25 protein-coding genes are annotated in these 23085 nt (G+C 66.9%); 8 read left to right on the top strand and 17 right to left on the bottom strand.

Features of this window, described 5'->3' with window-relative positions; genetic code table 11:
• Positions 1-11 precede the first annotated feature (11 nt).
• Positions 12-392: a TetR/AcrR family transcriptional regulator gene (locus RR42_RS28490; protein WP_043354918.1), complete on the bottom strand. Its 381-nt coding sequence runs from the start codon at positions 390-392 to the stop codon at positions 12-14.
• A 191-nt stretch (positions 393-583) separates the two neighbouring features.
• On the opposite strand from RR42_RS28490, the gene RR42_RS28485 reads away from it, so the two are divergent.
• Entirely contained in the window at positions 584-1312 is a 729-nt protein-coding gene (locus RR42_RS28485) for an SDR family oxidoreductase (protein WP_043354917.1), read from the top strand.
• A gap of 65 nt (positions 1313-1377) precedes the next feature.
• A complete protein-coding gene (locus tag RR42_RS28480; RefSeq protein WP_043354915.1) occupies positions 1378-1971 on the top strand; it encodes a 2-hydroxychromene-2-carboxylate isomerase in 594 nt (197 codons plus the stop codon).
• A 27-nt stretch (positions 1972-1998) separates the two neighbouring features.
• Here the strand turns inward: RR42_RS28480 and RR42_RS28475 are convergent, their stop codons facing one another.
• Complete coding sequence (locus RR42_RS28475) at positions 1999-2802, bottom strand: MetQ/NlpA family ABC transporter substrate-binding protein (RefSeq protein WP_043354912.1); 804 nt, start codon at positions 2800-2802, stop codon at positions 1999-2001.
• A gap of 249 nt (positions 2803-3051) precedes the next feature.
• On the opposite strand from RR42_RS28475, the gene RR42_RS28470 reads away from it, so the two are divergent.
• A complete protein-coding gene (locus RR42_RS28470; protein ID WP_043354909.1) occupies positions 3052-3417 on the top strand; it encodes a hypothetical protein in 366 nt (121 codons plus the stop codon).
• A gap of 7 nt (positions 3418-3424) precedes the next feature.
• On the opposite strand, the gene RR42_RS28465 is transcribed toward RR42_RS28470, so the two are convergent.
• A complete protein-coding gene (locus RR42_RS28465; RefSeq protein WP_082055133.1) occupies positions 3425-4672 on the bottom strand; it encodes an AI-2E family transporter in 1248 nt (415 codons plus the stop codon).
• 203 nt (positions 4673-4875) lie between these two features.
• On the opposite strand from RR42_RS28465, the gene RR42_RS40050 reads away from it, so the two are divergent.
• Positions 4876-5010 carry a hypothetical protein gene (locus RR42_RS40050; RefSeq protein ID WP_419188915.1) on the top strand — a complete coding sequence of 45 codons (135 nt, stop codon included), beginning with the start codon at positions 4876-4878 and terminating at the stop codon, positions 5008-5010.
• Between the two features lie 36 nt (positions 5011-5046).
• Here the strand turns inward: RR42_RS40050 and RR42_RS28460 are convergent, their stop codons facing one another.
• Positions 5047-5802 (bottom strand): sulfite exporter TauE/SafE family protein, encoded by a 756-nt coding sequence (locus RR42_RS28460; protein ID WP_043354905.1) that lies wholly within the window; start codon positions 5800-5802, stop codon positions 5047-5049.
• Positions 5803-5876: 74 nt separating this feature from the next.
• Positions 5877-6860, bottom strand: coding sequence for a LysR substrate-binding domain-containing protein (locus tag RR42_RS28455; RefSeq protein WP_043354903.1), 984 nt, complete (start codon positions 6858-6860; stop codon positions 5877-5879).
• A 202-nt stretch (positions 6861-7062) separates the two neighbouring features.
• Between RR42_RS28455 and RR42_RS28450 the strand changes: the two genes are divergently transcribed.
• From RR42_RS28450 to RR42_RS28435, 4 genes are all read left to right on the top strand, one after another.
• Complete coding sequence (locus tag RR42_RS28450) at positions 7063-8418, top strand: D-serine ammonia-lyase (RefSeq protein ID WP_052495036.1); 1356 nt, start codon at positions 7063-7065, stop codon at positions 8416-8418.
• Positions 8419-8470: 52 nt separating this feature from the next.
• Positions 8471-9451, top strand: a complete 981-nt coding sequence (locus RR42_RS28445) for a Bug family tripartite tricarboxylate transporter substrate binding protein (protein ID WP_043354899.1) — start codon at positions 8471-8473, stop codon at positions 9449-9451.
• A 135-nt stretch (positions 9452-9586) separates the two neighbouring features.
• Positions 9587-10765, top strand: coding sequence for a DSD1 family PLP-dependent enzyme (locus tag RR42_RS28440; protein ID WP_043354898.1), 1179 nt, complete (start codon positions 9587-9589; stop codon positions 10763-10765).
• Positions 10766-10840: 75 nt separating this feature from the next.
• The gene (locus RR42_RS28435; RefSeq protein ID WP_043354896.1) at positions 10841-12367 is read left to right on the top strand and encodes an amidase; all 1527 of its coding nucleotides are present in this window, start codon (positions 10841-10843) and stop codon (positions 12365-12367) included.
• 191 nt (positions 12368-12558) lie between these two features.
• On the opposite strand, the gene RR42_RS28430 is transcribed toward RR42_RS28435, so the two are convergent.
• The 12 genes from RR42_RS28430 to RR42_RS28375 are packed head-to-tail and all read right to left on the bottom strand — an operon-like array spanning position 12559 to position 23077.
• Positions 12559-12981: a PaaI family thioesterase gene (locus RR42_RS28430; protein ID WP_043354894.1), complete on the bottom strand. Its 423-nt coding sequence runs from the start codon at positions 12979-12981 to the stop codon at positions 12559-12561.
• A gap of 15 nt (positions 12982-12996) precedes the next feature.
• Entirely contained in the window at positions 12997-13767 is a 771-nt protein-coding gene (locus tag RR42_RS28425; protein ID WP_043354892.1) for an enoyl-CoA hydratase/isomerase family protein, read from the bottom strand.
• Positions 13768-13782: 15 nt separating this feature from the next.
• Entirely contained in the window at positions 13783-14445 is a 663-nt protein-coding gene (locus RR42_RS28420) for a 4-carboxy-4-hydroxy-2-oxoadipate aldolase/oxaloacetate decarboxylase (RefSeq protein ID WP_043354890.1), read from the bottom strand.
• Between the two features lie 2 nt (positions 14446-14447).
• Entirely contained in the window at positions 14448-15110 is a 663-nt protein-coding gene (locus RR42_RS28415) for an RraA family protein (protein ID WP_043354887.1), read from the bottom strand.
• Between the two features lie 5 nt (positions 15111-15115).
• Complete coding sequence (locus tag RR42_RS28410; protein ID WP_043354885.1) at positions 15116-15778, bottom strand: RraA family protein; 663 nt, start codon at positions 15776-15778, stop codon at positions 15116-15118.
• The gene (locus RR42_RS28405; RefSeq protein ID WP_052495035.1) at positions 15771-16805 is read right to left on the bottom strand and encodes a protocatechuate 3,4-dioxygenase; all 1035 of its coding nucleotides are present in this window, start codon (positions 16803-16805) and stop codon (positions 15771-15773) included. The genes RR42_RS28410 and RR42_RS28405 overlap by 8 nt, the downstream gene beginning before the upstream one ends.
• Before the next feature lie 13 nt (positions 16806-16818).
• On the bottom strand, positions 16819-18039 hold the full coding sequence (locus RR42_RS28400) for a CaiB/BaiF CoA transferase family protein (RefSeq protein ID WP_052495034.1): 1221 nt from the start codon (positions 18037-18039) through the stop codon (positions 16819-16821).
• 11 nt (positions 18040-18050) lie between these two features.
• The gene (locus tag RR42_RS28395; protein WP_052495269.1) at positions 18051-18494 is read right to left on the bottom strand and encodes a Zn-ribbon domain-containing OB-fold protein; all 444 of its coding nucleotides are present in this window, start codon (positions 18492-18494) and stop codon (positions 18051-18053) included.
• Positions 18495-18499: 5 nt separating this feature from the next.
• Positions 18500-19663, bottom strand: a complete 1164-nt coding sequence (locus RR42_RS28390) for a thiolase domain-containing protein (RefSeq protein ID WP_043354882.1) — start codon at positions 19661-19663, stop codon at positions 18500-18502.
• A gap of 43 nt (positions 19664-19706) precedes the next feature.
• Positions 19707-20684, bottom strand: a complete 978-nt coding sequence (locus RR42_RS28385; RefSeq protein WP_043354880.1) for a Bug family tripartite tricarboxylate transporter substrate binding protein — start codon at positions 20682-20684, stop codon at positions 19707-19709.
• A 42-nt stretch (positions 20685-20726) separates the two neighbouring features.
• Positions 20727-21854, bottom strand: coding sequence for an acyl-CoA dehydrogenase family protein (locus RR42_RS28380; protein ID WP_043354878.1), 1128 nt, complete (start codon positions 21852-21854; stop codon positions 20727-20729).
• A 14-nt stretch (positions 21855-21868) separates the two neighbouring features.
• Positions 21869-23077, bottom strand: coding sequence for an acyl-CoA dehydrogenase family protein (locus tag RR42_RS28375; RefSeq protein ID WP_043354876.1), 1209 nt, complete (start codon positions 23075-23077; stop codon positions 21869-21871).
• Positions 23078-23085 lie beyond the last annotated feature (8 nt).

Genomic DNA, 23085 nt, shown 5'->3' with positions numbered 1-23085 from the left:
AGCGCGTTGCGCTACACCCGCAAGTCACCCGCAGCACCGCCAGCACGCTCCAACATCGTCCGCGCCCCCTTCAATATCTCCCTGGCCACATCCTGGTTGGCCACCGTGCGCGCCAGCATCAGCGCCCCGACGCACTGCGACATGACGCCCCAGGCTGCCTCCCCGTCGGGCAGCAACAGCTCCCGGCTGCGTTGCAGTTCGCGCTCAACCCCTTCGCGCAGCAATGCCTGCTTGGAATCGAAATGGCTGTAGAAGGCCCCGCCGGTCAGGCCGGCGGCGCCCATCAGCTGGTCAACGCCGGTCGATGCAAAGCCCTCGCGCTTGACCAGCGCGCCGCTGGCCTCCAGCACCCGCTCGCGGTTGGCAGCTTTGTGAGTTGCGGAATAACGCATTGCAGTGCCTGAGATTGTCCTGGGGCAGATGCCGATTGACGCGCCCCGCATTCATACCATAACGTTCGTTTCCCAAACGATCGTTTATCTTGTGTCGGATCCACTTCCGATGGAAGCGGTCAGCGTGGGCACGAACGCAGAAAACCCGCCCGGCCATCGCCGGCGGATCATTCCAAGACTAGAGACAAGCCATGTCCAACAAGAAAGCGATCCTTGTGGTGGGTGCCGGCGACGCCACTGGCGGCGCCATTGCGCGCCGTTTTGCCCGCGAGGGTTATATCGCCTGCGTGACGCGCCGCAGTGCCGACAAGCTCACGCCGCTGGTCGAGCAGATCCGCGCCGAGGGCGGCGAGGCCTACGGCTTTGCCTGCGATGCCCGCAAGGAGGACGAGACGGTGGCGCTGATCGAGCGCATCGAGCGCGAGATCGCGCCGCTGGAGGTGGCGATCTTCAATATCGGCGCCAATGTGCGGTTTTCCGTGCTGAAAACCACCTCCCGCGTGTACTTCAAGGTCTGGGAGATGGCCTGCTTCGGCGGCTTCCTGATGGGGCGCGAGGCCGCCCGCGTGATGCTGCCGCGCGGGCACGGCTCGATTTTCTTCACCGGTGCTACCGCCAGCCTGCGCGGGCGCGATGGCATGAGCGCCTTCGCGGGCGCCAAGCATGCCCTGCGCGCGCTAGCCCAGAGCATGGCGCGAGAGCTTGGGCCGAAGAACATCCACGTGGCGCACCTGGTGGTGGACGCCGCCATCGACACCGATTTCATCCGCTCGAACTTCCCCGACCGCTACGCCACCAAGCAGGACGACGGCATCGTCAATCCGGAGCACATCGCCGACACTTACTGGATGCTGCACCAGCAGCCGCGCGACGCGTGGACGCACGAGCTGGATATCCGTCCGTGGATCGAACCGTGGTAAGCCCTGCGGGCCAAAACCATCAAAGCCATCAACAACAAAACACCACAACCAGCGGAGACGACGACATGAGCAAGCAAGTGGAATTCTATTTCGACTTCGGCAGCCCGTATTCCTACCTGGCCTACAAGGAATTGCCGCGCGTGGCGCAGCGCACCGGCGCACAGATCGTATGGCGGCCCATCCTGCTGGGCGGCGTGTTCAAGGCCACCGGCAACCACAGCCCCGCGGAGATCCCCGCCAAGGGCCGCTGGTCAAAGACCGACACCGCGCGCTGGTCGCGCCGGTACGGTGCCAACCTGCAGCAGAATCCGCATTTCCCGGTCAACACGCTGGCGTTGATGCGCGCCGCGGTCGGCTTCCAGTTGCAGGACGAGGCCGCGTTCCACCGCTATGCGGAGACGATCTTCGCCGCCATGTGGGAGCAGCAACGTAACCTGAACGACCCCGCCGAGATTGGCGCCGCGCTCACCGCCGCCGGGTTCGACGCGCGCCAGGTGCTGGCGATGATCGATGACCCGGCGGTGAAGGATGCGCTGAAGCAGGCCACCGAGGCCGCGGTAGCGCGCGGCGTGTTCGGCGCCCCAAGCTTTTTCGTCGGCGACGAATTGTTCTGGGGCAATGACCGCCTGCTGTTTGTCGAGGAAGCGCTGGCCGCATAGCCGGCGCTATCCCTCGAAAGCGCGCCGTCAGAACGCCGGCAGGATCGCGCCCTTGAACTGCGTGGCCAGGAACTCGCGCACCTCCTGCGACTGGTAGGCCGCCACCAGCGGCTTGACCCACGGCTTGTCCTTGTCTTGCGTGCGCACCGCGATCAGGTTGGCATAGGGGCCGCGCAGGTCTTCGGTGGCAATCGCATCCTGGGCCGGGCTGAGGCCGGCCTTGACCGCGTAGTCGGTGTTGATGGAAGCCACGGCCAGGTCATCGAGCGAGCGCGGCAGAATGGCCGAGTCCAGTTCCACGATCTTCAGCTTGCGGGGATTGGCCTTGATATCGAGCGGCGTAGCATTCTTGCCGTTCTTGCCAGCGCCATCGCGCAGCGTGACCAGGCCTTCTTTCTGCAACAGCAGCAGCGCGCGGTTGCCATTGGAGGGATCGTTCTGGATGCCCACCTTGGCACCGTCCGGCAGTGCCTTCAACGACTTGAGCTTCTTGGAGTAAAAGCCCATTGGCGCCACGTACGTCAGGCCGACGTTGGCGATCTTGTAGTGCCGCGCCTCGATCTGGCTGTCGAGAAAGGGCTGGTGCTGGAAGCTGTTGGCGTCCAGGTCCCCGGCATCCAGCGCCGCATTCGGCTGCGCATAGTCGTTGAACTCGATGATCTTCACGTCCAGGCCGCTGCGCTTGGCCACGGTCCGCACGACCTCCCAGATCTGCGCGTCGGGGCCGCTCATGGTGCCAAGGCGCACCACCTGGTCGGCGGCGTGCGCGGCGGGCAACACGATCATGGCGGCAGCCAGGGCGATGGATTCGAACAGGCTACGGCGTTGCATGCAGGCTCCACACTCAGGGTTGCGGCTCTTCGCGCGCCACGCCGATGCGCGGCGGCGCGCAAGCTGGCCGCTGTTATCAAGGCGCGACCGGCACTTGTGATGCCGGCTCGCTTGGCAGCGATGTTAGCGCCGCGCCCATGGGCAGGGAATGAAGGTGTTCGCCTATCGATATGCGCGGGTTGCGCGACGCTGGCGCGCTCGGCCGCGGGTAGAATCACGCTCCCGTTTCCTGCTGATATCCAGCCAGCCATGACGCACCCCCCTGCAGCCTCTTCCCCCTACCAGATTCTCTTTGCCTTCACCGCGGCCGCGGGCGCAGTGCTGGAAATCAAGCGCATCGGCTTGCCTGCCGACGCGCCGCGCTCGCGCAAATACCAGTGGTTATGGATAGCCGCGGGCAATGGTCCACAAAAAGTGCTGCCGTTGCAGTTTGTGTCGATGAGCCAGGAAGATTGCCAGGTGCGCGTGTTTGCCGAAGGCACCCTGCGTTTTGGCGAGCGGGATGCGGCAATGACGCTGTCGACGGGACAGATGCTGCATCTGCGGGCGTGTGCGGCGGATGCGGTCCCGCCCGATGTGGCGGCCCTGGTGGCGCGCTATGTGGCTGCGGATTAAGCCAGCCTCACTCGCCCAGAAACTCCGCCAGCACTTCCAGACCCTGCACATGATCCGCCACCACCTTGGCGATCACGGCGATGGGAATCGCCAGCAGCACGCCCCAGGTGCCCCATAGCCAGGTGAAGAGCAGCAGCACGACGAACACCGCGACGGCGTTCATCTTGGCCATGCGCCCCGTCATCCAGGTGGTCACCAGCGCGCCGATCAGCGTGGCGACCAGCAGCGAGCCGCCTGCCGCCATTGCCGCCAGCGCGAAGTCACCTGACTGCATGAAGGCGGCAAGCCCGATGCAAACCGCAATGAGCACCGCACCGAAGTAAGGCACCAGGTGCAACGCCGCGGCGGCCAGCGACCACGTGCCGGCGTTATCCACTTGCAGCCATTTCAGCAGGAACCAGGTCAGCGCGCCCACCATGGCGTTGGTGACCAGCAGCATCACCATATAACGCTGGATCTGCCGGTTGATCTCGTCGAGCATGTGCACGCTGATCTTCTTCTGCGACAGCGTGGTACCCGCCATCTTGATGAACTTGCGCTTGAACATGTCTCCGGACACCAGCATGAAAAAGGCGAGGAACAACACCACCGCGGCCTGCCCGGCGACGGCAAAGGCGCCGACCGAACCGGCCAGCAGGATATTGTTGAGCGAATCCCCGGCGCGCTCCACCACGATCCGGGAGCCACGCACGGGCGGCCCTTGCCCGGTGCCACCCAGCACCGTGGCCGCCCGCCGGATCTTTTGCACCATCGAGTCGTCGCCGCTGAGCAAGGCGCCCACGGAGCGCGACAGCTTGGTGGCCACTTCCGGCAAGCGGTCGATCAGGCCGGCAACCTGATCCTGCAACAAGTATGCGCAGCAGACCACGCCAGCCAGCAGCGCCAGCAGCACCAGCGAGGCACCGAGCACGCGCGGGATGCGCCGTGCGCACAGCACGGTGACCAGCGGATCGAGCATGTAGGCGACGACCACCGCCAGCACCACGGGGATCACGAAAGCGCTGGCAAGGTGCAGCGTGTAGAGCGACGCGAGCACCGCGAGGATGGTCAGAGCCAGGTCGCCGCGCCTGGACGGGACGACAGGAAGGGTTGCGGCCACGGCAGGCTGGGTCGCCGATGCGCCCGCAGTTGCGGCGTCAGACGCCGGCGGCTGGCTGGCAGCGGCAGCCTGCCGGCCTTCGTCGGCGCCGGCAACGGCATCCGCGCAGGCAGACGACTGGCTTTGTGCAGCGGGGCCGGCTTTCAGATCAGCCATGGGGTTGCGGTTCCTGTCGTGATGGTCGCGTGCGTGTCGCGTGAATGCCGGCGAGGCAACAGGCATGTGCGCGTGGCGCGCGCCATGTTTCATCCAAGCATAGTCTTGCCTGCCGGCGTTTCTGTCGGAGAATGCCGCAAGTCTGTGTAGGACAACCACGGCTTGCCGTGTGGCGCTCGATGCACCACATTGAGAGAATACGGATGTTGCGGAGCCTGGAGATTGCCGCCACCTTGCTGCTGTTCGGAGCGCAGGTGATCGCGGAGTTCGAGCGCGGCAGCCTCGATGCGCAACGGCAGGCGGAAACCGAAACCGAGACCGAGACCTTTCACACCTGATCCGCTGCGCACGCGGGCCCAGGTCTCAATGGCCAATCAGTGCAACGTCCCCAGCAGCTTCGGCAGCGAGGCAGACAGCAGCGCCACGCCGGATGCGGTCAACAGGCTCAGCACGATCCTGCGAAATGCGATCTCGCTGATGCCGATGTACAGCCGCGCGCCCAGGATGCTGGGCACCAGCATGGCCGGCCCCACCACCAGGAACATGGGCAGCATGTCGCGCGTGACGATGCCGGTGCCGACATAGGTCGCCATGGTCACCGCCAGCGTGGCCAGGTTGAAGCTCTGGATGATGGCGCGCTGCTCGTCCTTGGCCAGCCCGCGCAGGGTGCACCACAGCGTGGGGATGACGCCGGTAAAGCCGCCGATGCCGCCCATGATGCCCCCGGCCGCGCCGATCACGCCATCAGCCACCCGCCCGCCGGCCCGGATGCGGGGTAGTTGCCTGGACATCAGCATCAGCGGACACCAGATGACCAGCAGCCCACCCAGGCAAGCCCTGAACACGCTGGGATTGAGCGCTGGCAGGATCGCCACGCCGATGGGAATGCCCAGGATGCCGCCGGCCACGAAGGGCAGCAACTGCCGAGGTGAAAAGCTGCGCCGCACCGTCACCGCCGCCACCACCTGCCCGGTCAGCGAACCGAACACCGCCATCGTCGCGGCCAGGCGCGGCTCCACGGTCCAGACCCAGAAGGACATGGCCACCATGCCGAAGGCAAACCCGGACAAGCCTTGCACGAAGCCGGCCACGACGGCGCCCAGCGCCAGGATCAGGACAGGAAATTCCATCGGTAACTCGAACGCCGGAAAGCCGCCCTATGCGGCACGAAAGCCGCAAACTATGCCGGGCATTGAGCGCTTTGTCACCTTGCGGTGGCCTTCGCGCCGCGTGCCTGCACGTCGAGCACCTTGGCCCGCGCCGCCTCGAAGCGCGCGCCCTCGGCAGCCAGCCAATCCTCCACCATGGCGACAGGCGGCGTCTGCCCGTGCGCGCAGACGAAGAAGTAAGACGCCTGCGAGCGCGCATGGATGCCGAACAGGTCGACCAGCCTGCCGGCCTCGATATCTTCCAGCACCAGCGCCGAGCGCCCCATTGCGATGCCCTGCCCGGCCAGCGCCGCACCCACGGCCAGCTGCGACAGGTTAAAGCGCTGGCCCGCGTCAAGTTCGCCCACCTGCGCCTCCACCCCCGCCACCTGCAGCCAGTGGCGCCATTCCTCGAATGCTTGCGCACCGTCCCACGGGCTCACGTCGTGCAGCAGCCAGGCACCCCTCAGATCCTGCGGCCTGCGCAGCTCGGGATGCGCGGCCAGGAAGGCCGGGCTTGCCACCGGCAGCAGCCATTCGTCGAGAAACAGCCGGGCCTTGAGGTCCTCGTAGCCACCCAGGTCGAAGCGCACGGCAGCGTCAATGCCATCGCGCACCATCCGGGTGCGGTCCAGCGCGTGGAACTCGCCGTAGACGCGCAGGCCCACCTCGGGGTGATCACGGAAAAAATCGCCCAGCCGCGGCGTCAGCCAGCGCATGGCAAACGACGGTGCGCAGCTCAGCGCAATGGGGCCGGCCTCGCGCGGCTTGCGCAGCTGGGTAAGCGTGCCTTCGATGGCCTGGAAGGACTCGCGCAGCACAAAGCGCAGCCGCTCGCCTTCGGGCGTCAGCACCAGCGCGCGCGGCGTGCGCAGGAACAAGGGCCGGTCCAGCCACTGCTCCAGCTGCTTCACCTGCTGGCTCACCGCGCCCTGCGTCACGCACAGTTCCGTGGCCGCGTGGGTGAAGTTGCAATGGCGCGCCGACGCCTCGAAGCAGCGCAGCCAGCTCAGCAAGGAGGACGATAACAAGGTGCTCATGACAAGGTGCTCATAACAAGGTGCTCATAACAAGGTGCTCATAAGTGTCCGTCGATACGCATGTCGGCCCACAGCCAGCCATTAATAAAACTAATGCCTCGCTAAATATAAATGGATTGCCAGCGAATCCGCGCAGGCCAACAATGAAGTCACCCAGGAACCCGCAGCAGCCTATCCCTTTCCGATGAACCAGCCTTTAGCCATGAACCCATCAACCGCAGCCGGCCCGCACGCTGCCGCAGCGCTGCGCGCCAGCCTGGCCGCCGCCACGCCGTTGCTCTGGTGCAATCCGGCGCGCGCCGTGACGCCGCCGCCCGTCCAGGCCGCAGGCGAACACAGCATTAGTCTAGCTGATGTCGAGGCCGCACAGGCGCGCTTTGCCCGCTTTGCCCCGCTGCTATCGGCGCTGTTTCCCGAGCTGGCCGGAACCCATGGCGTCATCGAGTCGCCCCTGGTGGCCGTGCCATCGATGCAGACGGCCCTCGGGCTGCCACACAGCCAGGGCAGGCTGTGGGTCAAGGCAGACCACAGCCTGCCGGTCGCAGGTTCCATCAAGGCGCGCGGCGGCATCCACGAGGTGCTGGAGTTTGCCGAGAACCTGGCGCTGCGCCATGGCCTGGTTGGCCCTGGCCGCAACGAGCCCGAGCATTACCTGGCACTGAGGGAGCCCGCGGCGCGCGCCTTGTTCGGGCGCTACCAGGTGGCGGTGGGTTCCACCGGCAACCTTGGCCTGAGCATTGGCGTGATGGCCTCGGCGTTGGGTTTTCGCGCGGCCGTGCATATGTCGTCGGATGCAAAGGCATGGAAGAAGGCGCGGCTGCGCAACCGTGGCGTGGAAGTCGTGGAGCATGCCGGCGACTACGAGGACGCCGTCGCCGCCGGCCGCCGCCAGGCGCAGCAGGACGAGTTCACCTACTTCGTGGACGACGAGCGCTCTCTGTCGCTGCTGCTCGGCTACAGCGCCGCGGCGCTGCACCTGCGCCAGCAACTGGCAGCGCACGCGATCCGCGTCGATGCCGAGCACCCGCTCTTCGTCTACCTGCCTTGCGGCGTGGGCGGCGCGCCGGCCGGCATCACCTTCGGCATGCGGCAATTGTTTGGGCCGCACGTGCACTGCGTGTTTGCCGAGCCGGTCCAGTCGCCCTGCTTCCTGGTGCAGATGATGGCTGGCGCAGGCAATCCGTCCGTCTATGACTTTGGCCTGAGCAACAGCACGCAGGCCGACGGGCTAGCCGTGCCGCGCGCTTCGGAGCTGGCCGCTGGCGTCATGCGCCCGCTGCTGTCCGGCGTGTTCACGGTGGCGGACGATACCCTGTTCGAGCACCTGGCCCTGGCATGGCGCACGCAAGGTCTGCGCATCGAGCCCTCGGCCGCGGCCGGCTTCAGCGGGCCGCGCATGCTGTGCGAGAGCCCGGCGGGGCGCGACTACCTGGCCCGGCACCAGCTCGAAGCCATGATGCCGCAAGCCACGCATCTGGTGTGGACCACCGGCGGGCTGTTCGTGCCGCCAGCGGAGTACCAAGGCTTTCTGGACAAGGCGGCCGCGCTAGCGGCCTGAGCCGCTCACCGCCATCATCCATCCCCCAAACGTCGCACGCAGGAGAGTCAGCATGAAACCCGTCCATACCTTCAAGCTTGCATGCCTGGCCGCCTGTTGCCTGGCGGTGCCCGCCGGCAGCGCGCTGGCCCAGGCCTACCCCACGCACCCGATCCAGATGGTGATCCCCTTCCCGCCCGGCGGCGCGACCGATGTGATCGGCCGGCTGCTGGCCAAGAAGCTCGGCGACCACCTGGGCCAGACCGTGGTGATCGACAACCGGCCGGGCGCCGGCACCATCGTGGGCGCCGGCCTGGTGGCCAAGGCCGCGCCGGATGGCTACACGCTGCTGGTCAGCTCGGGCACCACATTCACGGTCAATCCGGCCATCCATCCCAAGCTGCCTTATGACCCGCTCAAGAGCTTCGAGCCGATCGGGCTGACCGGGCGCACCGGCCTGATCCTGCTGGCCAACCGCGATGTGCCGGTCAACAACCTCAAGCAGCTCGCCGCGGCGGTGAAGGCATCCCCCGGAAAATTCTCCTACGGCTCGTTCGGCACGGGTACCACCGCGCAGTTCGCCGGCGAAATGCTGCTGAACGATCTTGGCATCAAGATGCTGCACGTGCCCTACCGCGGCAGCTCGCCGGCCATGACCGACCTGATCGGCGGCCAGATCCCATTCTCGGTGGATACCGTCTCGGCCGCCGTGCCGCAGATCCGCGCCGGCAAGGTCAAGGCCATTGCGGTCACCACTGCCAAGCGCTCATCCCTGCTGCCCGACGTGCCCACCGTGGCGGAAAGCGGATACCCGGGTACCGATATGGATACCTGGCTGGCGGTGGTGGCGCCGCGCGGCCTGGCGCCCGAGGTGAAGGCGAAGCTGGAAAAGGCGCTGGCCGCGACCATGGCCGACCCGGACACGCGCAAGAAGCTGCTGGACAATGGCTTCGAGCCGTCATACGGCACGGGCGCGGAGGTGACCGCGCTGATCACCAAGGAACTGCCGCGCATGCGCGCCATTGCGCAACGTGCCAACATCACGGCGGACTGAGCGCACGCAAATGGCCCGTGGCGGGCTCGGTTTGACAGCGCCCGCCTCCAGCCCACATCATCGCAAGCACCGCCGCCCCCGAAGCGGCGCCATGCCATCCAGAACGATCCGAGACAGCCCAAGACAGCCCGCCATATGACGCTCCCCGACTCCACTTCCGCCACCCTGCAGCTTGGCGCCTGCGCCATCGTCGGCCAGCCCGCGGCCACCATCGACACGCCGGCGCTGATGCTCGACCTCGATGCCTTTGAGCGCAACCTGGCGCAGATGCAGCAGGCCGCCGACCGCGCGGGCGTGCAACTGCGCCCGCATGCCAAGGCGCACAAATGCCCGGAGATAGCGCTGGCGCAGATCGCGCGCGGCGCGGCCGGCATCTGCTGCCAGAAGGTCAGCGAGGCGCTGCCGTTCGTGCAGGCGGGCGTCAGGGACATCCATATCAGCAACGAGATTGCCGGGGCGGCCAAGGCCGCGCTGCTGGCCCGCCTGGCGCGGCATGCGCGGATGAGCGTTTGCGTGGATGACGCGCGCCAGGTCGCCGCGCTGGCGCAAGCCGCCGCGCAGGCCGGCAGCCACATCGGGGTGTTCGTCGAGATCGACGTGGGCCAGGGACGCTGCGGCGTGGCCGATGCGCCTGCCGCGCTGCGCCTCGTTCAAGCCATCGGCGCGCACCCGCAACTAGCGTTCCGCGGCTTGCAGGCGTATCACGGCGGCATCCAGCATGTGCGCGATTACGCTGCGCGCCGGCAGGCTGCAGCCGATGCCGCGGCGCGTACCGCCACCATCGTCGCCGAACTGGCCGAGGCCGGCGTGGCTTGCGCCACGGTGACGGGCGGCGGCACCGGCAGCGTGGAGTTCGACCTGAAGAGCGGCGTCTATACCGAAATCCAGCCCGGCTCCTATGTCTTCATGGACGCCGACTACGGCCGCAACGACTACGGCGGCGCGCTGCGTTTCGAGCACAGCCTGTTTATCGCCACCACCGTGATGAGCGTGGCGGCGGCAACGCGGCCCTCGCCGCGCGTCGTGCTGGACGCGGGCCTGAAATCGATGGCGGTGGATTCTGGCCTGCCGCTGGTGTGGGGCGCCAATGGCCAGGACCACGCGCTGGCCTATGTGGCAGCCAACGACGAGCACGGCATCGTCGAGCCCGTGCCCGGCACCAGCGCGGCGGGCCTGCCGGGCCTCGGCAGCCAGGTGCTGCTGGTGCCAGGCCATTGCGACCCCACCCTCAACCTGTACGACGAGATCGTTGGCGTGCGCGGGCAAGCCGTGGACTCGTTGTGGCCGGTGTCGGCGCGCGGGCTGAGCCGCTAGCGCGATCCGGATGCAACGCCGCCGCACCTGCCATGCCGGCGCGGCGCTTTCCCCCAACCTGCCAGAGAATTCACCATGACCCAGACCGATAGCCTGCTTGCTCAATCCGCCGTGGCGCTGCGCCGCCTGATCGGCAGCAAGGAAATCTCGCCGGTTGAACTGCTTGAGGCGTGCATCGCCCGCATTGAGGCGGTCAACCCCTTTATCAACGCCATCACCGCCACCTGCTACGAGCGCGCCCGCGAAGAAGCCCGCGCGGCCGAGCGCGCCGTGCTCGACGGCGCGCCGCTGGGCCTGCTGCACGGCCTGCCGCTGGGCGTGAAGGACCTGGAGGCCACGGCCGGACTGCTCACCACCTATGGCTCGCCGCTGTACCGCGACAACGTGCCCAGCGCCGACAACGTGCTGGTGGCCCGGCTGCGCGCGGCCGGCGCCATCGTCACCGGCAAGACCAACATCCCGGAGATGGGCGCGGGCGCCAATTCGCGCAACGCGGTGTGGGGCGCCACCGGCAACCCCTTCAACCCCAACCTGAATGCGGGGGGATCCTCGGGCGGCTCCGCTGCCGCGCTGGCGACCGACATGCTGCCGGTCTGCACCGGTTCAGACACCGGCGGCTCACTGCGCATCCCCGCGGCCAAATGCGGCGTGGTGGGCTTCCGCCCGTCGCCTGGCGTGGTGCCGAGCTCGCGCAAGCTGCTGGGCTGGACGCCCATCTCCGTAGTCGGCCCGATGGGCCGCACCGTGGCCGATGCCTGCCTGCAGCTGGCGGCCTCGGCCGGCGTTTCGGCCAGCGACCCGCTCACCTATGCGCTCGACCCGATGTCGTTCCTGCTGCCCGCCAATGTCGACCTGGGCTCGCTGCGGGTGGGCTGGACCGAGGATTTCGGCGTGTGCGCGGTCGACAACCAGATCCGGCAGGTCTTTCGCGACAAGATCGCCGCCATGCGGCACCTGTTCCGCAGTTGCGACGAGATCCAGTTCGACCTGGGCGACGCGCACCGCTGCTTCGACGTGCTGCGCGCCGAGAGCTTTGTCGCCGGCACGCGCGAGGCCTATCAGCGCGATCCGCAGAGCCTGGGCCCAAACACGCGCGCCAACTATGAGATGGGCGCGGCGATGTCGCTGAGCGACAGCGCCTGGGCGCAAGCCGAGCAGACGCGCATCCTGGGCCGCTTCCAGGCCGCCTTTGAAGACTACGACGTGATCCTGTCGCCAACCACGCCGGTGTCGCCGTTCCCGTGGACCAACCTCTACGCCGAGACCATCAACGGCGAAAAGCAGGAGAACTACTACCGCTGGCTGGCCCCTACCTATGTGGTCACGCTCACCACCCACCCCGCCATCAGCCTGCCCTGCGGCCTGGACCATGCCGGCATGCCGTTCGGGCTGCAGGTGGTGGGCCGCTTCCGCGCCGATCACCATACGCTGGGCGTGGCGCATGCCATGGAGCAAGCCTTTGCAGGGTCGGCGGCACTGCGCCGTCCGCTGCCGCGGCTGGACCAGTTGCGCGCGGCGCAGCCCGGGCTGAAGTCGATCGTCACCGCGCCGCCGGTGCTGGATGGCTCGTCGGGCGGTGCCGCTTCCGTATCGGCCGTCTAGCAGGCCGTCTAGCAGGCTGTTGAATTCGGCCCCGAGTAAACGGGGATCTGGCGCCAGACGTTACGGATATCGTGTTCATCAACTCCGGCGGCTGACGCCGCCGGGCGTGCCGGTGACGATGACATCGCCGGGAGACAGCCTGACGAAGCTAAGCCGGCGATGTCGGAACGCATCGCTCGTGCAATGCGCGCTCACGCTGGCCGGACCAACATGCAGATAGCCGTCGCGATTGCTACCACCTGGCCGTCCTGCCGCAGTTCCCCTACCACGTTGCAGACGTTGCGACCGCGCCGCTCCAGGCGCGCCCGCCCTAGCAGCGGGCCGGCCTGTGCCGGCCTCAGGAAGGAGAGATTCAGGTTCAGCGTGGTGCAGAACTCGCCGTCGGCCAGCGTCGCGGTGACCAGCATCGCGGTCACGTCGTCCAGCATGGCGCCCAGCATGCCGCCCTGCACCTGACCGGCCGGATTGAGGAATGCGCGGGTGGCAATGTAGTCGGATTCCAGCGTGCCCGCCACCAGGTCGGCGACGCGGACTACGCCTCCAAGCAGTCCGGCGACAGCCGGCGCGGATGCTAGCCCGCGCTGCATGCGCGTGAAATAGTTGCTGTCGCTCATCGTGTGCGTTCCAAATCAACGGCCGGCGAAGCGCGCAACACGCTTATCCCGCCATGCCAGTGCGCCTTCGCGCAGGTCGTCGGAAGCATCGGCCACAGCGATATCTTGTGCCAGCTCAGCGGTATCGAGTTCGCCACGCGCGATGCGGTTCAGGTGTTTCTTCATGCCAAGCAGCGCCAGCGGTGCCATACCGACCAGGTTTTCGCTCGCCTGGGCCGCAAGCGCATGCAGCGCCTGCTGGCTGTCCTCCAGCCGGTCCAGGTACCCGCAAGCCAGCATCGCCGCCGCATCGAACTTGTCGGCCATCAGCAGGATGCGCTTGGCCGTGGCCAGGCCCAGCCGCGTGACATAGCGCTCCAGGCCGCCGCGGTAGAACAGCAGGCCCAGCCGCGCGGCCGGGACGGACATCTCGGCGCCGGCGGCGCCGAACCGGAAGTCGCACGCCAGCGCCAGGTCAGTGGCGCCGCCGTACACGCCGCCGTGCAGCACGGCAATGGTGACTGGCCGCACCTGCTCCAGCGCGTTGGCAAGTGCTTCGAAGCGGGCACCGACATCGGCCCCGCCGAGGCGGCCGACATTGAAGCCGCTGCAGAAGTGCCGGCCCTGCCCTTCGATACGCAGCACCCGGGCCCGGGTGTCAGCGTTCACCGCCTCCAGGTACTCGCGCAGCAAGTCGAGGTCTTCGGGTTCGAGGCGGTTGGCGACGTCGGGCCGGCGCAGCGTAATCACGGCGACATGCCCGTCGACTACCAGTTCGGGCGGCTGTCCTTGCGGGGTCTCGGTCATGGAATCCGGCTCCGCTCAGTGAAAGCCGTAAATCCGCATGGTGGCCTCGCCCGCCCCCACCCGCTTGAGAATGGCGGCTTCAGTGGCCTCGCGGTCCTGGGCCTTGTCTACGACCTCCCCGGCGCGGGCGCGCGACACCACAACTACACCGTCCCGGTCCCCCACGACCAGGTCGCCGGCTTCCACGCGGGCGCCGCCGATCAGCACCGGCGCATTAAGCCAGCCGATCGCGCCATAGTCCTTGCCCGTGCCGCGGATACACAGGCCGCGTGCGAACACCGGGAAGCCGATTTCCTCCAGCAACACGCCATCACGCACACATCCGTCGATGACCAGCCCACCAAGCTGCTTCACCTTGGCTGCGGTGGTCATGATCTCGCCCCAGTAGCCGTGCTCGTAGGCGCCGCTCACGTGCACCACCAGCACGTCGCCGGGTTGGGCGATATCGAGGGCGCGGTGCAGCCATAGGTTGTCGCCGCCGGGCGAATGGACGGTCAGTGCCGGGCCGCAGATACGGAAACCCGGCGCCACGGGTTTGATGGCCGGCGGGATCACCCCGATCTTGCCACCGGCCTCGTGCAGCGTCGCAGTGGGCAGCGCCCGCGCGGCTTCGACAACTTTGGGGCTGACCCGCACGAATTCACGAATCGTGGTGCTGGCTGCGTCGTGTTCCGCCATGATCAGGCTCCCTTGGTCTGCAACTGGTGGTAACGAAACTGGTGACGCGCCTCGTCCAGGCGCATGCCGCCACGCACGGCTTCGCGGATAGCGATTTCCGCGTGCTCGATCTGCTCGGCGGTGTCTAGCACCGCCGCCTCGTGTTCACGCGGGATGACCACCACGCCATCGGCATCGCCACGCAGGATGTCGCCCGGCTGCACGCGCGCATCGCCAATATTGACCACTACGTTGGTGGCCTCCACCTGGACCCGGTCCTTGCCCGTGCGCATCCAGTGGTCCTTGCTGAACACTGGGTAGCCTAGCTGGCGGCACAGGGCGACATCTCGGCACACGCCGTCGATGACGGTGCCGGCAATGCCGCGGCGGTGTGCGATTTCCGTGAGGATGTCGCCCCAGACCGTGGCGTTGTCGCGCCCACCGTTATCAAGCACCAGGACGCTGCCCGGCGGCACGTCGTCGATGTAATCGCCCACGGTGCCGGGCGGATTGGATGCCGGGCCGTACAGCAGCGTGTAGGCACGGCCCGCCGTGGCGAAACCATCGCCGCGTGCCTTGATGCGGTAGCACTGGCCGGCGATGCCGTGCTTGTCCAGCGCGTCGCTCAGCGTGGCCGTGTCCAGCTTGCCGGCGCGTGCGACATTGATGTCCTGTTGGTCGCTCATGTCTTCTAACCTTTCAGCATGTGTTCGTAGTTGCCACCCATGACTTCCCCGATGGGCGTGCCGGCCAGGATGGCTTTCGCCATCACAGCCTCCTTGCGCACGATGGCTTCGGCCGTCTCCAGCACGCGCACAATGTCGCGCGCGGCAATGAAGATCACGGCACTGCGGTCCGCCACCACGTAGTCGCCGCCTTGCACCGTCGCGTTGCCGACCTGCACCGCGACATTGGTGCCCTGCTCCACCACGCGGCTGCGCGCGGTAAAGGCGGTCAGCGCGCGGCTAAAGACGGGAAATTCGAAATCGATGGCTTCGTCGATATCGCGCACGGGGCCATCCGCCACGATGCCGGCAACGCCGCGCACTTTGGCCCCCAGCGACAGCAGCCCGCCCCAGCTGCCGGCCTCCACGCCGGTGCGCTGCTCGACGACGATGATGTTCTCTGGGCCTGCCTGCTCGATGGCCGTGCAGCCGAGATGGCGGGCCGGCCCGGGCGGCGGCGCGCCAGTGCCCAGCTTGACGGTGATGGCCCGTCCGGCAATGCGTCCGGCGCCGGAGCGCTGCTGCAGGCCGGTCACGGTGCCCGGCAGTTGTAGCTTGTCGAGCGCGTCTGACACCGCGCAGCAGTCGAGCCGGCGCAGGCGTTGTACGTAGGATTCGGATTCACTCATGGTCGTTGGTATGGTCAGGTTTGGCACTGCAGTCCAGGGTCCGCCAGGCCGCAAAGCACAGCCCGGTGCCGGTCAGTGCAGGTGTGCGATAACCCGGCACATAGGAAACCCATTCGAGATCGAGGTCGCGCACCGCCTCCACGGCGATCAGCCAGTTGCGGATTTCCGAGCTGCCCGCCTGCAGCTGACGCGGATCCAGCGACGCCAGGAACGTGGTGTCCTTCCTGCGGATGGCCTCGATGATGGCGGTATCCAGCTCGGCGTCCACCACGAAGTGGCTCAGCCCCCCGGAGGCCAGAACACCCACGCGCAGATCTTCGGGATAGGCCGCAATCAGCTGGCGCAGCGCAGCGCCCAGCTGGATGCAGCGGCGCGGCGTGGGCTGGTTGGGCGGATCGAAGGTGTTGACGATGACTGGCACCACAGGCAGGTCCAAGCCCTGCAGGTAGCGCCTGTGGATAAACGAGAACGCATGGCCTTCGAACTGGCCGCGCTCCAGCCCGTCCATGGCGGCGATGTCGAAATCGCGGTCGCACAGCTCGCGGATCAGCCAGCGGCCCATGGCGGCGTTGACCGGGTAGTCGCGGTCGGCATCGGGCTCCTGGCGGGCCATGCGGGCCTTCTTGTACCAGCCGTCGGACGGACTCACGTCGCGCTTTGCATTGCGGATGGTCTCGCCGTAGTAAATGGCGAAGGCGGGGTTGTTGGTGGTGCGGAACAGCTCGGTCTGGTCATCTCCCACCACCAGCAGCACATCGAGCCGGGCGGCACGGATGCGCTCGCGCAGCTCGTCCATGGCCGCTTCGGCCTGGTCGTAGCGCTCGCCCATGCGCTCGGCGGTCACCATTGCCTCGGCATCTGGCGGAGCTACGGCCAGCAGCGCCTCGTAGGTGGTCGGGTTGCCGGCCCGGTCGAAATAGTGCGGATTCTTCGGGTCGACCTGGCGAAAGCCGTGTTGCCAGTCTTCACGCTGGCAAACCAGCATGATGCTGTGGGAAGAGCCGAAAGCGGCGACGAGTCTTGCCATGGGTATGTCCTTGTCAAACGACGTATGCGGCGCGCAGCTCGGCGACTTGGGCTGCGCTGTAACCCAACTCGCTCAGGATGTCGCTGGTGTCGGCACCCTGCTCCGGGGCGGCCCGCGGCGGCTGCTCGCGGGGATAGCGAGACAATCGCATTGGCTGGCCCACCAGCGCCACCTCACCCAGTTCGGCGTGATGCATCGGCCAGGCCACGCCAAGGTGCTGCACTTGCGGGTCGGCGAACACCTGGTCGACACGGTGGATGGGGCCGCACGGCACCCCGGCCTTGAGCAGCCGTTCGGTCCACTCCGCCGTGGTGCGCGCGCTCAGCGCGGGTTGGATCGCCGCGTTGACTTTGTCGCGGTTCTGCACGCGCTCCGGATCGGAACCCATGCCGGGTTCCTCGATCAGGTGCGGCACCTCCAGTGCCTCGCACAACCGCGTCCACATCGTCTGCCCGATCGCTGCGATATTGAGGTAGCCGTCCTTGGTGGCGAACACGCCGGTCGGCACGGTCAGGGGATGTTCGTTGCCGCTTTGCACCGGGACCTTCTTGTCGATCAGCCATTGCGCGGCCTGGAAGTCGAGCATCGCAATCTGCGCTTCCAGCAACGAGGTCTGCACCCACTGGCCCTCTCCGGATGCTTCGCGCTCCAGCAGTGCCGCGAGGATCCCCATTGCACAGAAGTGCCCCGCGCACAGATCGGCAATCGGTATGCCAACCCGCATCGGTCCCTCCCCTGGCTTGCCGGTCACGCTCATCAGGCCACCCATGCCCTGGGCAATCGAATCGAAGCCCGGCCAGCCTGCATAGGGACCATCCTGCCCAAAGCCGGAGATGCTGGCATAGACCAGGCGCGGGTTGATCACGCGCAACGCCTCGGGGCCGATTCCCAGGCGGTCCTTGACGTCGGGACGGAAGTTTTCGATGAACACATCCGCGCGCCGGACCAGTTCGTGCAGGATCTTGAGCCCCTCTGGCGACTTCATGTTGAGGGTCAGGCTTTCCTTGTTGCGGTGCAAGTTTTCGTAGTCGGCACGGTTGTGATCGCGCCCGCCGATCATGTCGTCGCCACCTGGCGCGCCGGGCGGGATCTCGAGCTTGATCACGCGCGCGCCCATGTCCGCGAACAGCCGCACGGCGGTCGGGCCGGCACGCACACGCGAGGCGTCGATAACGGTGAAGCGGGACAACGCACCTTTGCGCTCGGACTTGTCCTGCGTGGATTTCTCTGTCATGGACGCTCCTCTCAGGCAGGGGTGAACATGGGAACGGCGTGTCCGCCTTCGCTTGGCTTGAACACCACCTTGACGCGCTGGCCGATGGTGACAAGCGCGGGATCGCAATCGACCAGGTTGCTCATCAGCGTGACGCCTTCATCCAGGGTCACGAAGGCCAGCGTATAGGCTGCTTCGCCGCGGCCCATGGTGCTGAACGAATACACCGTGCCGGTGCCGGCCGCGCCGGACCATTCGGTCCGGTCGCTCAGGCAGTGGGGGCAGATGTCCCGCGGGTAGAAATGCGTCTCGCCACAGTCAGCGCAAGTCTTGACCAGCAAACGGCCTTCGTCGGCCGCGTGCCAGAACGGCAGGCTCTCGGGCAGCGCGCGCGGCGCCGGAATCTTGCGCGGGCCGGATGGTGCGACGGGCGCGGCAGCGGACTTGGGAGCCGGCGTGGCCTGGGATGTGTTCATCGTCTTCATACCCTTTCCAGAATGAGCGTCGCAGCGGTATGGCGCGAGGCAAGCGCACCGCCAATGCCACTGGCAAGCGCCAGGTCGCAGTGCTTCACCTGCACGGCGGGATGCGCCTCGCCGCGCAATTGCCGCACCGCTTCGATTACCTTGGTGACGCCGCCCCGGTTGGCCGGGTGGTTGTTACACAGTCCGCCGCCGTCCGTATTGAAGGGAAGCCGCCCCACGCCGGAAATCAGTCCGCCATCCGCGACAAACTTGCCGCCCTCGCCCTTCTTGCAAAAGCCCAGATCTTCAAGCTGCATCAGCACCGTGATGGTGAAACTGTCGTAAAGAGAGGCGTACTTGATATCGGCGGGTGTGACGCCGGCTTCGGCAAAGGCAGCGGGGCCCGACCAGGCTGCGGCCGACCATGTCAGGTCGATCTTGCCGCCCATCCCATGCTTGGGCGCCTCGCCAGTGCCGCGCACCTTGACCAGCGGGCGCTTGAGCTGCTTTGCGATCTCGGGCCGCGCCACGATCAAGGCACCGCCGCCATCGCTCATCACACAGCAATCGAGCCGGTGCAGCGGGTCCGAGACCATCGGCGAGTTCACGACGTCTTCCACCGTCACCACGTTGCGCAACATGGCGTGCGGGTTGTGCTGGGCGTGGTGGGACGCCGCCACCTTGATCCACGCCAATTGCTCGCTGGTGGTACCGAACTCGTACATATGGCGCTTGGCGACCATGCCATAGAGGTTCTGCGTGGCCGGGCCGAAGGGCAGCTCGAAGGCAAGCTCCGGCGCGTCGGGATCGGGCGCTTTCAACGACAACGCGGCACCGGCGGCGCGCGGCCGGCCGGCCAGCGTAATCAGCGCCACATTGCAGCGGCCAGCGGCGATGGCTTGCGCCGCGTGCGCAACATGCAGGATGGGCGCCGAGCCGCCACACTCCGTCGAATCAACGTGCCGCACCTTGAGCCCCAGGTACTCGACCATGGTCGTGGTGCCAAGGCCAGGCGCGTCGCCAGCGCAGAAATAGCCATCGATGTCGCCCTTGCTCAGGCCGGCGTCTTCCAGCGCACCCTTGGCGACGTCCGCATGCAGCCGTACAACCGACAGGTCATCCGCCTTGCGGGTGGGATGCTCGTAGGCCCCCACGATATAAGCGCTTCCGTTCAGACTCATGGCGTTCTTCTAGTTTCGGTGAGATGGCAGCCGCGGGATGCGTTCACTGCTCGGGGGTGAAGCCGCTGGCCTTGATCACGGGCCCCCAGTAGGCCAGTTCCTTGCGCTGGAGCCGGTCGAGCTCGGCGGCCGGGCGGAAATCCGCGTTCAAGGAGGTTTTGTGCAGGATGCCGCGGACCTCTGGCATGGCCAGCACCTGTTTAAGGGCGTCCTGCATGCGCTCGATCTCGGCCTTGGGCGTTTTGCCTGGTGCCCACACGCCGGCCCAGGCGTCGCCTGACGCAACTTTGACGCCCTGCTCCATGACAGTCGGCACATCCGGCATCACGGGTGAGCGCTTGTCGCCGAACACGCCGATCACCCTGACCTGGCCGCTGCTCTGGTGCTGTGCGATATCGCCCGCGGTCATCACCGCAGCCGGCAGTTGGCCACCAAGCAGGTCCGTGGCCAAGGGCCCGTTGCCGCGATACGGCACGACGTTGAGTTGCACCCCGGCCGCCTTGCCGAACTGCAATCCGGTGAAGTGGGTCTGGCCACCGAGCCCCGCGGTGCCGAACACGCCCTCCTTCGGATGGCTCTTGACCCAATCCACGTACTCCTTGACATTGGTGGCGCCGGTTCGGGTGCTGACAGCCAGCGCTAACGGATAGGACACCACCACTGCCACCGGCGCCAGGTCTTTGAGCAGGTCGTACCGGAGCACCGACGGTGGATAGAGCAGGCTCGGGAAGATACTGGTCGCGTTGGGCGCGACCATATACGTGAGCCCGTCCGGCGCACTGTTTTTCAGCGCCTCCGTGGCCATCCGGCCACCGGCGCCTGGCCTGTTCTCGACGATCACCGTCTGGCCCAGCACACTGTGCAGTTTGTCGGCGAGCACCCGTGCCACGGTGTCGGTCGAGCCGCCGGGAGCGAAGCCCACCAACAGGCGAATGGGAAGCTTGCTCTGGGCCTGGGCACCAAACGCCAGTCCCAGGGCCGCCACGCAGAACGTAGTCTTGATGGATCGGATGAATGCCATGTCTTGTCTCCTATCTGTCGCTGTCTTATGAAGCGCTCGGCTCTATGGCCGTTGCGCAAACCTTTGCAGATGATGCGACGCGTCGCCGAAGAGCTGGTTGATGACCAGCAGCCGCTTGGCGTAGTGGCCAACGCGGCATTCGTCGGTCATGCCCATCGCACCGTGCAACTGGATCGCCCATTGGCTCACCTGGCGCCCGGCCTGGCCGACCACCACCTTGGCGGCCGACACCAGCCGGCGCCGCTGCACGGGCTCGCCGGCATCCACTGCCATGGCGGCGGCACAGGCCATCGATTTGCTCTGTTCGAGCGCGATCAGCATGTCGGCCACGCGGTGCTGGAGCACCTGGAACCTGGCCAGCGTCGTGCCGAACTGCTTGCGCGTCTTCAGGTGCTCGGCAGTGAGATCGATCAGCGCTTCCAGCGCGCCGGCCGCTTCGGCGCACAACACGGCGCTGGCGCGGTCGGTGGCGGCTTCGATCAGCGGCAACGCGCGGCCAGCCTCGCCAAGCATGGCATCGCTGCCGACCTGCACGCCATCCAGCACGACATGGGCGGCCTGGCGCCCATCCAGCGTGGCAAAGCCATGCACCGCTACGCCGGGCGTCTTCGCGTCGACCAGGAATAACGTCAGCCCATCGTCATCGGCCACGTCGCCTGCAGTACGCGCAACCACAATGAATGCATTGGCGTCGCCGCCTTCGAGCACCAGCGTCTTGCGCCCCTCGATGCGCCAGCCATCGGCGCTTGCCTGGGCTCGGGTGCGTACCCGGGACAGGCTATAGCGCGAGTCGGACTCGCTGGCGGCGAGCGCCAGCCGGCACTTGCCCGATGCCACCTCCGGCAGCCATCGGCCGCGCTGCCGCGCCGTCCCCACCTGGTCCAGCAACTGCCCGGCAAGCACCACGCTCGACAGCCAGGCACCGCCGCCGAGGCATCGCCCCAGTTCCTGCGCCACCAGCATCAGTTCAACCGTGCCCTGGCCACTGCCGCCGACTTCGCTGTCGAAAGGCAGGCCCAGCAGGCCGAGTTCGGCCATGCTGGCCCAGCGCTGGGCGCAGAGCGCCGGCGCTTCCGGATTGCCGCGCTGGTGCGCGGGGTATTCGCCATCGCAAAAACGGCGCACCGCGTCTTGCAAGGCGATATGTTCATCGGTATAGGAGAAGTCCATGGTCCGGTTCTGGTTCAGGCCGCGAGAAAGGCCTTGCTGATAAGGTTGCGCTGCACTTCGTTGACGCCGCCATAGATGGACAGCTTGCGCGAATCGAGATAATTCGCCGCCAGCGCCGCCAGCGTGGGCGGACTGGCCGCATCGGCCGCCGTGCTCTGCTCGTAGCCGGCCGCACCCAGCATCGCCGCTTCGTCAAAGGGCACCGCATGCGGCCCCGCCACTTCAACCAGCAGCTCATAGATCGCCTGGCGCAGTTCGGTGCCGCGCACCTTCAACATCGATGCCTCCACGCTTGGCACCCGGCTGCGCTGGTTGTCCCCGAGCAGGCGCAGCGCGGTATATTCCAGCGCCATCAGCTCGATCTCGAACTGCGCGAGACGGCACTGCAGCACCGCGTCGTCGCCCAGCCCCTGCTCATCGGCGAGTGTGCGAGCGCGCGCGAGCTGCTGCTTGCACGACCCGATGCCGGCGATGCCGGTGCGCTCGTGGCCAAGCAGGTATTTGCCGTAGGACCAGCCTTTGTTGATTTCTCCCACCAGGTTCTCGACCGGCACCCGCACATTGTCGAGATAGCACTCGTTGAGGTCGGTGCCGCCTTCCAGCATGCGGATCGGCCTCACTTCCACGCCGGGCGAAGCCATGTCGATCAGGATGAATGAGATGCCCTCTTGCGGCTTGGCTGCATCCGGGTCGGTGCGCACCAGCGCGAACATCATCGAGCACCAGTGCGCGTATGAGGTCCAGACCTTGTGGCCGTTGACGACAAAATGCCTGCCGTCGGGCTCCAGCACCGCCGTGGTACGCACCGCCGCGAGGTCCGAGCCCGCACCCGGCTCCGAGAAGCCCTGGGCCCACCAGGTATTGCTATGGCGAATGTCCGGCAGGTATCTGGCTTTCTGTTCCGGCGTGCCGAATGCAATCAGCACCGGTCCCAGCATCTGGATGCCGCTGGCGATGATGCGCGGCGCGCCGCCGAGCAGCGTCTCCTCATCGAAGATATAGCGCTGCAGGTGACTCCAGCCAGGGCCGCCGTGCTCGACAGGCCAGCCAGGCGTGATCCAGCCGCGCGCCTCGAGAATGCGGAACCAGGTCACATAGTCGGCATGCTCGAGCCGCAGCCCGAGTTCCACCTTGCGCTTGATGTCGGACGGGAGCCGGGCCTTGACGAAGGCGCGCACTTCCTGCCGAAAGGCGTCGTCGGCGGCGGAAAATTCTAGTTGCATGGGATTCC

Source organism: Cupriavidus basilensis (assembly GCF_000832305.1).
Classification (GTDB): domain Bacteria; phylum Pseudomonadota; class Gammaproteobacteria; order Burkholderiales; family Burkholderiaceae; genus Cupriavidus; species Cupriavidus basilensis_F.
The sequence above is the reverse complement of the archived record's forward strand: the minus strand, read 5'-3'. Positions and strand labels throughout refer to the sequence as shown.